This is a genomic window from Luteolibacter yonseiensis, from assembly GCF_016595465.1.
Classification (GTDB): domain Bacteria; phylum Verrucomicrobiota; class Verrucomicrobiia; order Verrucomicrobiales; family Akkermansiaceae; genus Luteolibacter; species Luteolibacter yonseiensis.
The window spans coordinates 1,071,861-1,086,287 of the sequence record NZ_JAENIK010000011.1; the positions used below are offsets into that span (position 1 = coordinate 1,071,861).

General features: G+C 59.9%; 12 protein-coding genes. 2 read left to right on the plus strand and 10 right to left on the minus strand.

The genetic code is table 11. The features are described 5' to 3' along the window. Nucleotides 1–142: 142 nt before the first annotated feature. The 9 genes from JIN84_RS14280 to rpoD all read right to left on the minus strand — a co-directional run bounded on the left by JIN84_RS14280 (nucleotide 143) and on the right by rpoD (nucleotide 12,221). On the minus strand, nucleotides 143–2,047 hold the full coding sequence (locus JIN84_RS14280; protein ID WP_200351715.1) for a DUF4340 domain-containing protein: 1,905 nt from the start codon (nucleotides 2,045–2,047) through the stop codon (nucleotides 143–145). 9 nt (nucleotides 2,048–2,056) lie between these two features. Next, nucleotides 2,057–3,640 (minus strand): DUF7088 domain-containing protein, encoded by a 1,584-nt coding sequence (locus tag JIN84_RS14285; protein ID WP_200351716.1) that lies wholly within the window; start codon nucleotides 3,638–3,640, stop codon nucleotides 2,057–2,059. 21 nt (nucleotides 3,641–3,661) lie between these two features. Beyond that, the gene (locus JIN84_RS14290; RefSeq protein WP_200351717.1) at nucleotides 3,662–4,414 is read right to left on the minus strand and encodes an ABC transporter permease; all 753 of its coding nucleotides are present in this window, start codon (nucleotides 4,412–4,414) and stop codon (nucleotides 3,662–3,664) included. A 94-nt stretch (nucleotides 4,415–4,508) separates the two neighbouring features. Then, nucleotides 4,509–6,644 carry a beta-glucosidase BglX gene (bglX, locus tag JIN84_RS14295; RefSeq protein WP_200351718.1) on the minus strand — a complete coding sequence of 712 codons (2,136 nt, stop codon included), beginning with the start codon at nucleotides 6,642–6,644 and terminating at the stop codon, nucleotides 4,509–4,511. A gap of 348 nt (nucleotides 6,645–6,992) precedes the next feature. After that, nucleotides 6,993–7,805, minus strand: coding sequence for an ion transporter (locus JIN84_RS14300; RefSeq protein ID WP_200351719.1), 813 nt, complete (start codon nucleotides 7,803–7,805; stop codon nucleotides 6,993–6,995). Continuing rightward, on the minus strand, nucleotides 7,802–8,734 hold the full coding sequence (locus tag JIN84_RS14305; RefSeq protein ID WP_200351720.1) for a glucosyl-3-phosphoglycerate synthase: 933 nt from the start codon (nucleotides 8,732–8,734) through the stop codon (nucleotides 7,802–7,804). Before JIN84_RS14305 ends, JIN84_RS14300 begins: the two co-directional genes overlap by 4 nt. A 5-nt stretch (nucleotides 8,735–8,739) precedes the next feature. Next, a complete protein-coding gene (locus JIN84_RS14310) occupies nucleotides 8,740–9,315 on the minus strand; it encodes a Uma2 family endonuclease (protein WP_200351721.1) in 576 nt (191 codons plus the stop codon). Between the two features lie 41 nt (nucleotides 9,316–9,356). Continuing rightward, nucleotides 9,357–10,121, minus strand: a complete 765-nt coding sequence (locus JIN84_RS14315; RefSeq protein WP_200351722.1) for an Hsp33 family molecular chaperone HslO — start codon at nucleotides 10,119–10,121, stop codon at nucleotides 9,357–9,359. 126 nt (nucleotides 10,122–10,247) lie between these two features. Further along, nucleotides 10,248–12,221: an RNA polymerase sigma factor RpoD gene (gene rpoD / locus JIN84_RS23435; protein ID WP_200351723.1), complete on the minus strand. Its 1,974-nt coding sequence runs from the start codon at nucleotides 12,219–12,221 to the stop codon at nucleotides 10,248–10,250. Between the two features lie 272 nt (nucleotides 12,222–12,493). On the opposite strand from rpoD, the gene JIN84_RS14325 reads away from it, so the two are divergent. Then, a complete protein-coding gene (locus JIN84_RS14325; protein ID WP_200351724.1) occupies nucleotides 12,494–12,874 on the plus strand; it encodes a HesB/IscA family protein in 381 nt (126 codons plus the stop codon). 14 nt (nucleotides 12,875–12,888) lie between these two features. Beyond that, the gene (locus JIN84_RS14330) at nucleotides 12,889–13,647 is read left to right on the plus strand and encodes a hypothetical protein (RefSeq protein ID WP_200351725.1); all 759 of its coding nucleotides are present in this window, start codon (nucleotides 12,889–12,891) and stop codon (nucleotides 13,645–13,647) included. On the opposite strand, the gene JIN84_RS14335 is transcribed toward JIN84_RS14330, so the two are convergent. Continuing rightward, nucleotides 13,619–14,398 carry a class I SAM-dependent methyltransferase gene (locus tag JIN84_RS14335; protein ID WP_200351726.1) on the minus strand — a complete coding sequence of 260 codons (780 nt, stop codon included), beginning with the start codon at nucleotides 14,396–14,398 and terminating at the stop codon, nucleotides 13,619–13,621. The genes JIN84_RS14330 and JIN84_RS14335 overlap by 29 nt on opposite strands. Nucleotides 14,399–14,427 lie beyond the last annotated feature (29 nt).

The following is a 14,427-nucleotide window of genomic DNA, read 5'->3' on the forward strand; positions in this document are numbered from 1 at the left end:
GAACTTGAAAGCCCTACAGGTAGTCGAAGTGGGGCGAAAAAACAAGTCCTCTGTGAACGGGGATCTTCTGATGCAGTAGGGGGCGGTCCGGAGCTGTTTTCCATCCCATCCTCTCGTTGAGGAAATAGACTGCCAGATTTCCCTATTTCTCAAGCAGCTCCGTCGCCAGCTTGAGATAGGTGTCGCGGTCCAGAAGAAACGGATTTTCGTGCGTGGCGACGCGGCCGTAGTAAAAGGCGGGGTTCGGGCTGGTGCTGCCGGGGGCGAGGATCAGATCGTGCGTGATGCGGCCATTGACGTCACCCATGTCGTCCGTGGTGTTCTCAAGGATTTTGAAAACGAGGGAGGGCGAGCGCAGGGCCCTGTTCGCGGATTCGTCTTCGGGTGACAGCCAGCGGTTCACCTTGAGTCCTTCAAGCACGCCCAGCAGGAAGTTGGTGCGGGTGGCGACGAGGCGCGGGGTCAGGTCCTCGCCATTGCTGTTGGCGGTCCACTCCTCGGTGTTGAAATCATAGAGCAGTTTCAGCGGAGGAGTGGTCCCTGATTGCCGGACGATTGCGAGAAGGTTCAGCCGGTCGATGGACCACAATCTTCCGTGGCGCCATTCGTAATCCCTCACCGGGAAAGAGGACACCAGTCCGCCATCCACCTGCATGACGGTCGGCGTGCCGATACGGTTTGCGTAGTAGTTCCCCTTGCCATCGGTGCCGAAGGCGAGCTCGAAAGAGTGGTTGTCCACCGCGACGAGGCGTATTTTCAACAGCGGCTTGTCGAGGCCCCACGGCGCGAAGTCGGTGGCGGCGTCCGTCTTGAAGGCGATGGCGCGCCCTTCGCTGAGCGACTGCATGAGCCCGAAGAGCCGCTCCTGGTTGGCCTCCTGGGATGCGCCATTGATGGTGGCCGTCCAAGGCTGGGGCGGGGTGCGGGTGATGAGGATTTCCGGTCCGTTCGCGGGTTGGATGACCAGTCCGCTGAGCGCCTTGATGTTGAGGTTCATCAGGGCGGAGTCACGCAGCCCGTTGATGGTGAGGGGCAGGTCCGCCAGGGAAACGACCTTTTCTTCCGGCTTGAGCGGGAGGTCGAAAATGGTGTCCGGGCGGTCGCTGACGGTGGCTTTCACCTCGCGGGCTTCGGGAGATTCCGGCGGATAGATTTCCAGCACGGTTTCCACGTCCGAGCCGAACGGGGTGATGGCGATGAGGCCTGTCTTCGCCTGTGTGCCGTTGGAGGGTAGCGTGACGGAGGCCCTGTCCGAGATCCGGGTGGCGCGCATCTGGTAAAGCCCTTCGAGCAGGGCCTTCATGGCCTTGGGATCGGTGACGAGGTTCTGCGGCTGGATGATGCGCCAGGCCTTGCCGGGTGCGTCGCAGGCCAGGGTGAACTCCCTCGTGCGGATCTGCCGGAGTCCGAGCGGATTGAAATAAAACGGCTGGTGGTCCCGCAGGTTTTTCAACCCGTCCTTGAACCAGTCGCCGATGTCACCGGTGCAGGAGTAGATGTAGCCCTTGTGATCCGAGTCCCGCCGTTGGATGAAAACGGTGGGGACGTTCTTTTCCAAGTCCGGAAAGGTGGCGAGCCAAGGGGTGGGACGTCCGAGCTTGTAGAGGGCCAGGAGTTTGTGGTCCGCCCCTTCGAGACGGATGTTCACGGCACCGTCCTTGAGCCCGGCCTTCTGGGCGTCGAGCTCGTCGCGCTTCGCGAAATCCTCCACGCGCATGCTGAGAGTGAAGTTGATGATGTCCACGGCGGCCCTCGGATCCATGCGGTCCTTCCACGGCAGGGTGCACTGCCAGCCTTTGTCAGTGAACTCGAAGGTTCCGGTCACTCCGTCCCGTGAGACCTGGATGTGTTTCACGTCGGGTGCCGTGAAGTCGGGCACGAACCGCTTTTCCGGAGCGTTGTAACTGGCATAAATCCGATAACCGGGAAGGGTCGGAGGAGCCCCGAAGACGGAGTTGAAATTTCCTTCCTTCCACTGCCAACCGGCCACGCCGCAGACCAGCAGGGCTAACAGTGCGAGAATGAGGGTGAATCCGAAGGAACGCATGGCTGTCGGTTAGGCGCGGCGCGAGGACCAGACGAAGGCCCCGATGATCGCGAGCAGCGCGGGCAGGAAAAACAGGTTCACGCGGTTGATGAACGACACCTGCGCCTCAAGCAGCGGCAGCTTGTAGGTTCCGAGCGAGCGGGGGCCGATGCCGAAGAGCGACTGCCGGTCCATCAGCCAGTTCACCGAGGAGGCGAGGAAATCCACATTTTCCTCGTGCTGGCGGTCGGGGTCCAGGAAATCGGTATTGGAAACCACGATCATGCGGGAGGTCTCGGCGGCGAACTTGTCATTGTTCGCGGCACCCCGGGTGATACTGGCGGCGTAGAACATCGATGAGGCTTTGGTGTCCTCGTTTTCGTCGAAGGTGGTGTTCTTCTCACCGAATTTCGTCTCCCCCCAGAATCCGTCCGTCGCCTGGATCAGGCCCACGGGATTGATCTGGCGGTTCATCAGGTCATCCGCGCCTTCCCGGACTTCCAAGGACGACGTCGCCCCCTCGAAGATGACACCCTGGAGGGCGAAATCCTTCGTGAAATCCACCCCATAGGTGAACACGCCCCGCGCCACGCTGTTGATGGATTTGTCCTGCATGGAAATGACCCTGTCCCGACGCGGGGTGACTCCGTAACCCCGCAGGAATGTCCGTAGCTTCGGCGGGGTGTCGCCGGGCTTCAGCAGCATCAGCACGGCCGCCCGCGGGCGGTTCCAGTATTTGTCCAGCACCGCGAGTTCCTTGTCCGTCAGGTCATATTTCGGCGCGATGAGCGCCAGTCCTTCGGCGTCCGCCGGGATTTCGTCCACATTCGCGATGTTGAGGCCGCGCAGTTCCACGTTCTGGAGCTGCAGCAGGTCTTGGAGGAATTTGAGAGGCGATTTTTCACCCTCCGCTTCGATCCGGCTCTTGTCCGCGACGAAATACATCTTCCGGGCACGTCCCTCCACGGATTCCACCAGGCGTGCGGTCATGACATCCTCGCCTTGGAAGCCGACGGAGCGCCGCTGGCCATTGTTGTCCTTCGCGTAGATGGTCATGTCCTCGGCGATGACGACCTTCACGTGGGGATTGAGGATGCGGACGGTCTTTTTCTCGGTCGAATTGGCGTCCAGAGCCGGGGTTTCGGTCTCCTCCTCGGTGGAAACGGCGCTATCATCCGTGCGTGCGTCGATGATGATGAGGTCCTTGGTCAGCGGGAATCCGTAGGTCGCCATCAGCTCCTGGGTCCGGTCGGAACTGCGCAGGGGATCGACGATCTCCAGTTCGATCTTCCCATCGGACAGGCGGGCGTATTCTTCCGCCAGGACGCGGACCCGCTCGTAGAACTCCGCCGAGCGGCGGTAGGCCATGATCCATTTCATTGGCTTGGCCCGGGGACTGATTTCTTTCTCCAGATACAGTTTTGTCGTGGGGGAAAGCGTGTAAGCCGCCTCACGGCTCAGGTCTGAGCGCACGAAATGATGGGCGGCGAGGTAGTTCAGCGCGATGAGCGCGACCGCGAGAAACACGATCTGCAGAATGGAAAGCGTGCCCTGGCCCCAGCGGTTCAGCGGGCGCGCGGGTTTGGCTTTTGGCTCGGAAGTGTCTTGAGACATGAGGACGTGGCTGGAAGGAAATCAGTTGCGCCAGCGGCGGTAGTCCACGACCTGGTAGGTCAGGAAGAGGGCGAACAGCGCGAGGCTCAGGAAATAGACCACCGGCCGCGAGTCGAAGAATCCGCTGGTGAAATAATGCAGGTGATGCTGTGAGGAAATGTAGTGGAAAAACGGCGCTCCCGCGAAGGACTCACCCCAGATCCTGGTCACATAACCGAGGAAATAATGGATCACCAGCAGGCCGATGGTGAAAATGCCGGCGATGATCTGGCTTGAGGTGAGCGCGGAAGCCAGGCAGCCGATGGCCGTGAACGCCGCGCCCATCAGCATCACCACGGTGAAGGCCCCGCCCAGCGCACCCGGGGAAAACGCGGGCGGCAGGTCCGTCGCCCACTGGAACATCTTGAACTGGATGAGTCCCGGAATCCACAGGGTGGTGTAGAAGATCATTGCCGCCGTATATTTAGAAAACACCACCTGCCAGGTGCGGACCGGTGCGGTGAGCAGTGTTTCCAGCGTGCCGGACCGTTCCTCCTCGGAGAACAGGCGCATCGTGATCAGCGGGAAAATGAAAAGGAAATAGAACCAGAACAGGGGCGTGTGGAAGGTCACGTAAACGAGGCTGTCCCGCACCGGAGTGTCACGGAACCCCTTCATCGCCGTGGAGAGGGAAACTCCCTGCATGATGGTCACAAAGGCCAGGATCACCCACCCGAAAGGAGTGAGGAAATACCCTTTCAGTTCTTTAAACGTCAGAATTCGGAACAATCTCATGCGGTGGGGAGCTCTTCCTAAGGCATTCCCGGCGCATGGCAAAGGTAAAAGCCCGGTGAGTGTGGAACGAATGAGGGGGGGCGGGAGCCCTCTGTCAGATCAGATTGAACCTCGCGCGCGAAACCTTTGTGGAACAGGTGCCCACCATCACCTCGAATTCTCCGGGTTCGACGACCGGTTTCAGGTCCCGTCCCAGGAATGCCAGTTCCGTATCGCGGATGGGGAATGAGATCGTGCGTGTTTCACCCGGTGCCAAGGTGACGCGCTGGTAGCCCCGCAGCTCTTTCAGCGGGCGGGTGACCGAGGCCACCAGGTCCCGCAGGTAAAGCTGGAATGTCTCGGTGACGGGATGCCCTTGGGAATTGCCTACCTCCACCGAGATTGTAAGCGTTTCCCCCGTTTTCATCACGGGGGAACTGAGGGAAAGATCTCGGATTTCCATTTCTCCGTAGGTGAGGCCGTGTCCGAAGGGGTAAAGCGCGTCATTTCCCACATCCAGGTACTTGGAGGAATACTGGATCTCCGCATCGAAGGGGCGGCCCGTTGGTTTTTCCCGGTAGGTCATCGGCAGTTGGCCGACGCTGCGGGGGAAGCCCATGGTGAGTTTCCCCACGGGAGCCGCGTCGCCGAAAATAATGTCCGCCAAGGCGTTGCCGCCTTCCGTGCCAAGCTGCCAGGCATGAAGGATGGTATGGAATTTCGCGTCTTCGGACGAAAGTTCCAGCGGACGTCCGCTCATGGTCACCAGCACACAGGGTTTGCCGGTCTTGAGAATCCGTTTCGCGAGGCGGCGCTGGCATTTCGCGAGGCGGATGTTGCTCCGGCTCGCGGCCTCACCCGACATCTGCCAGCTTTCCCCGACCACCAGGATCACATGATCCGCGTGGCTGGCGGCGCGGACCGCTTCGGCCAGAAGCCCGTCATCCTCGGTTTCCATTTCACAACCTTTGGCATGAATGACTTTCTCGTGGCCACCCAACGCCTGCCGGATGCCTTGGTAAACAGATACGGCATCGGTTTCGTTGCCGGCGGCGATCCAACTGCCCAGCATGTCGCGGCTGCTGTCCGCCAAGGGCCCGATGATGGCGAGGGTGCCGTGTTTTGCGAGAGGCAGGACGCCGCGGTCGTTTTTGAGGAGCACGATGGATTCGCGGGCCGCCTCCCGGGCCAGCCGGCGGTGCTCGGGAGCCGGATGGTGGATTTGGATTTCCCCGCCACAGCGTGCGTAGGCATCCGAAAAGAGTCCGAGGTCCCACTTGGTTTCCAGCACCCGCATCACCGCCGCGTCGAGCTGGGATTCTGAAACCGCTCCGGATTCCACCAGTTCGGGGAGGTGGTTGAGGAATGCTTCGGAAACCATGTCCATGTCCACGCCGGCATCAAGCGATTGCCTGGCGGCATCCCCGTCCGAGGCCGCGGTGCCGTGGTTTTTCATTTCCGTCACCGCCGTGTAGTCGGTGACGATCCAGCCTTGGAATTTCCACCGGTCGCGCAGCAGTTCCTTCAACAACCAGCGGTTGCCGCTCGCCGGGATGCCGTCGATGTCGTTGAAAGACGTCATCACCGTGCGTGCTCCGGCATCCACCGCGGCGCGGTAGGGCGGGAAATAGGTATCCTCCATCGCACGACGGCTCATGTCCACGGTGTGGTAATCCCGTCCGCCCATCGGTGCGCCATAGAGGGCGAAGTGTTTGACGCATGCCACAACCGAGGTGGGATGCCCCAGATCGTCTCCCTGGTAGCCGCGGACCATCGCTGCTGCGATTTTCGCCCCCAGCCAGGGATCTTCGCCTGCTCCCTCTGCGACCCTGCCCCAGCGCGGGTCATGGGAAATGTCCACCATCGGGGAGAAGACCCAGTGCAGGCCATCCGCGGCGGCCTCGGTTGCGGCCGCGCGGGCACAGCGTTCCAGCAGTTCCATATTCCAGGAGCACGCCATGGCGAGGGGAATGGGAAAAATCGTGCGGTGCCCGTGGATGACATCATACCCGAAGAGCAGCGGGATGCGCCGCGGACCGGACAATGCGAGTTGTTGCAACGCGCGTGTGGCTTCCGGCGTGTAGACATTCAGCACCGCACCGCAATCGCCGGAGCGGATTTTCTCCGCCAGATCGTCCGAGTGTTTCATTCCTGTCGCATCCATGGTGCCGGTCAGCAGATTGAGCTGCCCGGCTTTTTCCCTGATGCTCATCCTCTCAAGAAGTTCACGGAGGAAGGTTTCTTTGCTCATGTTTACAATGAGGGATCAGGAGACAGGTCGGTTCAAGGCTTATCTATCCCGCGGGTGGAAGGCGATCCGTGCCGGTTATGGTGTCTGCCGGGTTTTATCCCCCCTTGATCACGTGTACGCGATCAGGGACTGACGGATTGGTGAATCATGTCCTATTTGTTTTCCTGTCGCTGCGAGCAACCTCCCCCGAAGGAAGCGGACCACGACAACTTACCCCCTCAAGCAGACATCCCCCGAGTCCGGAATACCGGCGTAGATCTTGAGTTCCCTCCGCTCGGATCTGCGCCGGTTTTTGTTTCGCGATCCTTGCCGCCTGATCGTGAAAAACAGCCGCTGGTCCTTGAGCGATCATTTGAGCGGCTTGTTGTCAGCCTGCTGTTTCCCGCCCTGCTGGTTCATGCGCCGGTTCTGGCGGGTGATCTTCCGGTCGATGGCCCGGATTTCCTCCCGGAGGGCCTGGATCTGTCGGGTCAGGCCCTGGACTTCATCCTCCTCCCGCTTGATGTCCGGCTCCACGAACATGCTCGCGATGAAACCCGTGAATGTTCCGAAAAGCCCCACTCCGGCGATCATGAGGACCGCCGCGACAATCCTGCCTTCATCACTGACGGGATACCGGTCGCCATAACCCACCGTGGTGATCGTGACGATGGACCACCAGAGTGCGTCCGACGGCGACTTGATGTTCGAATTCGGATTTCCTTCCTCAAGCTTGAGAATGCACATGGAGCCCGCCATCGCCAGCATGCAGGAAAACGCGGCAACGGTGACGAAGGTGTTGCGTGAGCGGTTTTTCAGCAGGTAGTTGAGCAGGATTTTCCCTGATCTGAAGGTCCTGAGGATGCGGACGATCCTGATGATACGGAAAGCGTTGCCGCCACGGAAGAGGTGGAAGGTGGGAATGCTGGAGATGAAATCGATCCAACCCCAGCGGAGAAATCTGGTTTTTGAAGGGGCGCGGTAGAACCGGTGGAAGAAATCACCGAGGAAAATCAGGCAGATGATCGAGTCGATCTGGTCGAGAAGCCCGTCCATCTCCACGGAGATGGTGAACATGGATTCCACGAAAAGGGTGCAGAGCACATACACCGAGAGGACGACCATGAAGATCTGGAAGATCGTGGCATTCTCCTTGATCTCTTCATGGGTGGCGGTTTTCATGCGGTTTCCAGCAGTGAATTCATCGCGGGGCGTTCTGGCTCGGGAATGGTTCGGGAAGACCGGCGGATGCCGTCACCATCAACTGCCCATGACTGATAGAGGGCCGGCAGGGGAGTGGCGAGTGAGATTTTTCCGTCCCGTTCCAGGCGCCGGAGAATCACACGAAGGAGGGCGAACGCCATTCCGCCGAGCTCCTCGTCATCGCGGTTGCGGTGGATGCGTTTGACGAGGTCCGTCTGCGCGATGTTGGAAAGTTTTCCGTCCCTCGCGAGGTCGATGAGGTGGGCGATCTCCACCCCGTAGCCGACAGGAAATGCCAGGGACTCCAGCGTCGCGCGCCTGGCAGCGTATTCGCCGGAGAGCGGTTGGAGGATGCCGCCGAGCTCCGGGAAAAACAGCGAGATGAGAGGGCGGATGAGGATTTCGGAAACCCGGCCGCCTCCGGTCGAGTGCGATTCGTCACCATAGGCGAGGGGACGTTCGTAGTAGGCTTTCACATATTCGATTTCCGGGTGCGTGAGAAGCGGCCCGACGAGGCCTGTGACGAAGCCGGGGTGGAAGTTCGAAATGTCGCCATCGACATAACAGATGATATCGCCGGTGGAGACGTGGAGCGCTTTCCAGAGGTTTTCACCCTTGCCGGTATGGCACTCCAGTTCCGGCAGGATGTCCGCCGCGAGATGGACCGTTGCCCCTGCGGCGGCTGCGATTTCCCGGGTGACATCCCGGGAACCGGAATCGATGACGAGGATCTCATCCACCAGCGGATGTTGTTCCTGCAGGACTTTCCGAACGGTCGAAACGATTTCCCCGATCGTGTCGGCCTCATCAAGCGTCGGGATGCAGACGGAGATGCGTTGGCCGGAGGAATGCTTGATTCCTGCCAGTTGGGGAAAATCACCGAACTGCGAGTGGTGGAAGTTCTGCATGAATCTCAGTCGGCGAACTCCACCCGGTCATACAGCTCCGCGAGCGGGAGCCCGGCTTCGATCTCTGGCAGGGGGATGATGGCGTCCGGTCCTTCGAATTCCTCGGTGGCGAATCCTCCGCCGGACCTGCGGCGGTAAACGAGGACCGATGGGGAATCCGTTTCGACGAAGAGCAGGACTTTCAAAGACGGAATCGTGAGATAAGCGTCGCGTTTCTCCTTGAGATCCGTGCGACGGGTGGATTCGCTCAGAACCTCGATAATGACGACCGGACGATCTTGGAAATGGTCGGTATCCGGATTTTGAAGACACACCACCATCGCATCCGGGTAGTAGAAACAGGTATGATCAAAAAATTCGATGCGGATCTTGGTGTCGCTGTTGAAGGGGCGGCAGGATTTTCCGCGGAGTTGACCATACAGAATTCCGAGGGAATTGACGGCGATGCTGTTGTGCTGGTTCGTCGCTCCGGCCATCGCATGCACCGTGCCGCCGAGGTATTCGTGCTTCACGTCGCTGGTTTCCTCACCCGCGAGATATTCCTCGATGGTGACGAAGCGTGGCTTTTTCACAGCAGTCATGGCCGGATGCTAGCAGAGGGCTTGGAGATTGGCAACCGGGGTCAAACGAGCATGTCCCGTGTGACTTCATATCTTCCGGCGCAGCGGGGGCACTGGATGTTGATGGTTTCCGCATCACCGAAGAGGTCGTCCAAGCGGTCTTTCCAACCACCGAGAATGGGCAGGATCCTGTCCAATGTGCAACCGCAGTGGAAACGGAAGCGGCGCGTCTCCAGCACGGAGGTCTCCTCCGTTTCCAGCAGTTTCGCCACGGCGGCTTCGTCGAGGGCTTCCAGCCATTCGAGATCGCAATCCGGCTGTGCGGCGATGAGCGCGAAGTTTTCATCGTCCAGCCGGAACGCGCGGGCGGGGCGTTGCTCGGACTGTTCGTAGTATTGGGAAATCCATCCGACCGGGTCCTTTCCGATCACCTCCATGGTGGAGAGCCGGGGTTCGTTGGATTCCACGGTGGTGGTCTGGGAATAGAAGAAATTCCGGTCCGGCTCACGCACGTCCTCGGTGAAGACCCGGCCGGTGACGGACTCCTCGATCGAGCTTCCCGTGACGAAGAGATTGATCCGTGGCGCGCGCAGGTTCGCCGTCCAGGCGATCGTTTCCGCCCATGGCCGGGCGACGAGGTGCAGCGTGAGCAGCGCGAGCATGTCCTTCAGCATCTGGTCCGGCTCGGCTGGAGGGCGGATGCTGTGCTGCATGAGATGCAGGTAGTAGTCGGTGTAGATGGATGTGAACTGCCCGCGGACGAGCAATGCGTTGCGGTGCCGGACGAAGATCGACTCGATGGTGGTGAATTCTTCCTGGATTTCCATAGATGGCGGGGAGCGGCGGCCTCCGAGCCGCCTTGTGCATGGTGAAACATGGGAACGGCGGTTCGGAGAACGCCACTCCTTGAAACGAAGAGTGCGGACAAATCCTTGCCCGCACTCTTTTGAAAATCAGGCTCCGGGGAGTTCGATGAAGCCTTCCAGTTTGCGGATCCGGGTGGGGTGGCGCATTTTCCGCAGTGCCTTCGCCTCGATCTGGCGGATCCGTTCGCGGGTGACCTGGAACTGGCGGCCCACTTCTTCCAAGGTGCGGCTGTATCCGTCCTTAAGGCCGAAGCGTTGCTCGAGAACCTCGCGCTCGCGTTCGGTGAGCGTGTCGAGCACGTCCTTGATCTTGTCCTTCAGCATCGAGAAACCGGCTTCCTCCATCGGGTTGTCGGCGGCCTTGTCCTCGATGAAGTCACCGAAGGAGGTATCGTCCGAATCTCCGACAGGAGCCTGCAGGGAAATCGGCTGCTGGGCCATTTTCAACACGGCGCGGACCCGTTCGACGGGGAGGTGGATTTCCTCGGCGATTTCTTCCGGTGATGGTTCGCGACCGTATTCCTGGACCAACTGCTTCTGCACGCGCATCAGCTTGTTGATGGTCTCGATCATGTGGACCGGAATCCGGATCGTCCGCGCCTGGTCGGCGATGGAGCGGGTGATCGCCTGGCGGATCCACCAGGTGGCGTAGGTGGAGAACTTGTAGCCGCGGCGGTATTCGAATTTTTCCACCGCCTTCATGAGACCCATGTTGCCTTCCTGGATGAGGTCGAGGAAGGAGAGTCCGCGGTTCGTGTACTTTTTCGCGATGGAGATGACGAGACGGAGGTTGGCCTCGACCATCTCGGTCTTCGCCTTGAGAGCTTCCTTGAGCCAGTGGCGGAGCTGCTTGTTCGCATCCTCGTAGGTCTCCGAGGTGTGCCACGAGCGTTGCTGGATCTCGCGCATCTTGGTGACGAATTCCTTGTCCTCGGGATCCGCCTGGAGCTTGCGGCCGTATTTCCAGAATTTCTGCTGGTACTCATCCACCTGCTCGCAGAAGTCCTCGACGACCTTCTGCTTGTAATAGAAGCGGGTGAAGACGCGGTTGAGGGTCTGGATGTTCTTCTGGAACTCCTCCTCCAGCTTTTTCTTGCTGCGCGGGTTCTTGACGGAGAGCTGGCGGAAGAGCTCGTCGTTCTCGTTGTGCAGCGCCTTGAGCTGGTCACAGAGTTTAGGCAGGCCCTTCATGTAACGCTCGCGGCTCTCGATCTTCTTGTCGAGGATGACGCGGTCGAAGCGCTCCCGTCCCTTGTTCAGCTTGTCGGCGAGTTCCAGATAGGAATCCGTGACGAATCCGAACTGGTGGAGATGACGCGCGACCTCGATCTCCGCGTCCTCGATGCGCTTGGAAATTTCAACTTCCTGCTCACGGGTGAGCAGGGGGACCTGGCCCATCTGCTTGAGGTACATCCGCACCGGGTCGTCGAGGATATCGAGCTTCTGGTCCGCCTTGACGTCCTCCTCGTCGCCATCGCCCTCATCGCGCTTCTTGTCCTTATAGCGGTCCACCTCGGAGGCGTCGATGATGTCGAACTCCATGTTGCGCAGACGCTCCATGATGGCCTCGACGTCATCGGGATCGACAAGGTCGTTGGGAAGAATCTCGTTGATGTCGTCGTAGGTCAGGTAGTCCTGTTCCTTGGCGAGCTTGATGAGCTCGCGGATCTTTTCCTGGATTTCAGGCGTGTCGATGCGGCGCTTGGCCTCGGCGCTCTTGGCCGCCTTGGGCTCGGCCTTGGTGACGACGACTTCCTTTTCCTTCTCCTTGGCATCCTTTTTTGGCTTGGCGGCTGGTGCCGGAGCCGCCTTTTCGGCGACCTTGGGTTTGGCGGCCACCATCGGCTTGGCCGGAGCCTTGACCACCGGCTTCGGCGCTGCCTTCACGACGGGAGCGGGTTTCGCCGCCGGCTTGGCCGCGGCCGCCTTGGGAGCGGGCACCACCACCACCGGCTTTTTCGCTTTCGCGTCTTTAGCGATCTCCTTGGGAGCAGCGGCCTTCGGAACATTTACCTGGGGTTTTGCGGCGGTTTTCTTCGGAGAAGGTTTGGATGAAGACATGGATGGAATGAGATTGAATCAAAAATTAGGCTACACCCCACCTATTCTAGGGGCTCTGCGAAAAATCACGGGCGGGCGGAATGAAGAGGCGAAGAGATTTCCCGTCAAGACCTTTCTTTTGAATTGATCTGGTAGGAAAATCGGATAGGCGCGGCCCGCTCGTCCGGGCGGGTGCGTTCACGTCACCATTCATTAATGAACGATACTGGGTCATCTGTTTCAGATTTCCAGTTTCAAATCTCCGGGAATGCAATTAACGTCCGTCCGCGCACATGATCACACTCACTCCCAAAGCCGTCGAAGAACTCGGCAACCTGCTCGCGAGCCGGGCGAAGTCCCCACAAGCCGGCCTGCGTCTCGCGGTGCGGCGCGGCGGTTGCGCCGGTTGGCAATATGAGATGAAGGTGGAGGATCCCGAACCGGGCGATGAAATCGTCGAGGACGGCGCCGCCCGTGTGATCGTCGCCGCGGACAGTTTCGACCATCTGCGGGGGTGTGAAATCGATTTTTCGGACGATCTGACCGATGCGGGGTTCAAGATCCACAACCCCCGCGCCGCCCGATCCTGCGGCTGCGGCACGTCATTCGAGGCGGCTGGTGACGAACCCGGTCAGAACGCCGTGGCGGACGGTGAAGCTTGCGGCACACCCTGAACTCCGATCTTTCCGTGCCCCGCAACGTAGAAGAACCGCCTCCGAGCCGGCCCGCTTATTTCTGGTGGCTGTTGGCAAACGCCCTCGCACTCTGCTTCGCCATCGTCAGTTGGTTCGTCTGCCTGCATGTCTTCCAAAATCCCGAGATCCCCCGGAACTATCAGATTCTGGGGAAATTAGGGCGGCTTCCCGTCCTCAAGAAATATCCGATCACCGAGGTGCCGAACGGCAGCGGCCTCTCCCCGAAGGAACTCTACCAGCGCTATTTCGGCTACACGGAGGATGTGCGTCTCAAGGCGAACTCGCTCCTGATGCGGAACTATCTCACTAATTTCGACCGTCCGCTGCTCCTGACCTACGTGGAAGGGGACTATCAGATCGAGGCGGTGAGAAAGATGGGGCCGTCGGATTTCTTCAATCCCGGAATCGCCGTCCGCGCCCAGGCCATGGTGAAACCGGACGATTTTACGAAGCCGAATCCGTATCCGGTGTTCATCGAGTATATTTTCCCGACTCCGCAGGCGGATGCCGCTTCATCGTTCAAGCCGGGCGAGCTTCTGAGTGTGAAAAAGAGCCCGAATTGCGCGGCGGTCGTCCACATTTCCAAGATCATCCGCGATGACGAACCCGCGTTGTTACTGACGGTGATCCCCATCGGCTACGTGGCTTACCAGACTCCCGACGGGAATGCGTTCCAGATCGAGCCGCCTGAAAAACTCCGCCCGGGAGCCGGTTTTCCGGTCTTCAAGGACGGGGCCGTTCAAAAACCATGAAGTGCTGCCACGGCAGGTGACGCCTGTTCGACACGAAACGGAAGCCTGCGGACTCCAACTCCAGGCGTGCCTGGGCTTCGGTCATCTTGTGAAGTTCCTTGATCGGCACGCGGGGATCTTCCCCACGGAACTCCAGCAGGAACAGCCTGCCGCCCGGTTTCATGGATTTCAGGAGCGATGCGAGCATTTCCGCAGGGTGTGAAAACTCGTGGTAGGCATCCACCATCAACGCCGCATCCAGCGAATCCGCCGGAAGCTTCAGGTCATCCACCGTTCCCAGATGCGGGACTACGTTGGTGATCCGTAGCTCCGCCGATCGTTTTCCAAGGAAATCCAGCATCTCCTGCTGGATGTCCACCGCCATCACCTTCCCTTGCGGGACTTTGGGGGAAATCCGGAACGAGTAGTAACCGGAGCCGGCACCAATGTCCGCGATGACGGCGTCCGGTGCCAGGTCGAGGGCGGCGATGGCTTTTGTGGGAGCCTCCTCATCCTCGCGGTTCTCCCTCTCCAGCCAACCGATGGCCGGGTGACCCATGACCTTCGCGATTTCCCGGCCATGGAAGAATTTCCCGATCCCGTCCGGTGTGGCGAGGCCGGACCGATAATCAGGTGCGGGAATGGGCGGGGTAGGAACAGGAGATGTCGGCAGGGTGCCGGATTTTTCCGAAACCGCCGCGGGTTGCCTCATCACCCAGCCACAGACTGCGAGGAGAGAAAGAACGATCAGCGTGAGGGGCAGGGCTTTCATCGGGGTGAATCAGGTTCCACTATTCAACG

What these genes read in the sequence shown, in the direction of transcription:
- JIN84_RS14310 (WP_200351721.1), bottom strand. Translation starts at nt 9,315, where the DNA reads ATGACTGCTGTGAAAAAGCCACGCTTCGTCACCATCGAGGAATATCTC.
- JIN84_RS14305 (WP_200351720.1), bottom strand. Translation starts at nt 8,734, where the DNA reads ATGCAGAACTTCCACCACTCGCAGTTCGGTGATTTTCCCCAACTGGCA.
- JIN84_RS14325 (WP_200351724.1), top strand. Translation starts at nt 12,494, where the DNA reads ATGATCACACTCACTCCCAAAGCCGTCGAAGAACTCGGCAACCTGCTC.
- JIN84_RS14300 (WP_200351719.1), bottom strand. Translation starts at nt 7,805, where the DNA reads ATGAAAACCGCCACCCATGAAGAGATCAAGGAGAATGCCACGATCTTC.
- JIN84_RS14290 (WP_200351717.1), bottom strand. Translation starts at nt 4,414, where the DNA reads ATGAGATTGTTCCGAATTCTGACGTTTAAAGAACTGAAAGGGTATTTC.
- JIN84_RS14335 (WP_200351726.1), bottom strand. Translation starts at nt 14,398, where the DNA reads ATGAAAGCCCTGCCCCTCACGCTGATCGTTCTTTCTCTCCTCGCAGTC.
- JIN84_RS14280 (WP_200351715.1), bottom strand. Translation starts at nt 2,047, where the DNA reads ATGCGTTCCTTCGGATTCACCCTCATTCTCGCACTGTTAGCCCTGCTG.
- JIN84_RS14285 (WP_200351716.1), bottom strand. Translation starts at nt 3,640, where the DNA reads ATGTCTCAAGACACTTCCGAGCCAAAAGCCAAACCCGCGCGCCCGCTG.
- bglX (WP_200351718.1), bottom strand. Translation starts at nt 6,644, where the DNA reads ATGAGCAAAGAAACCTTCCTCCGTGAACTTCTTGAGAGGATGAGCATC.
- rpoD (WP_200351723.1), bottom strand. Translation starts at nt 12,221, where the DNA reads ATGTCTTCATCCAAACCTTCTCCGAAGAAAACCGCCGCAAAACCCCAG.
- JIN84_RS14315 (WP_200351722.1), bottom strand. Translation starts at nt 10,121, where the DNA reads ATGGAAATCCAGGAAGAATTCACCACCATCGAGTCGATCTTCGTCCGG.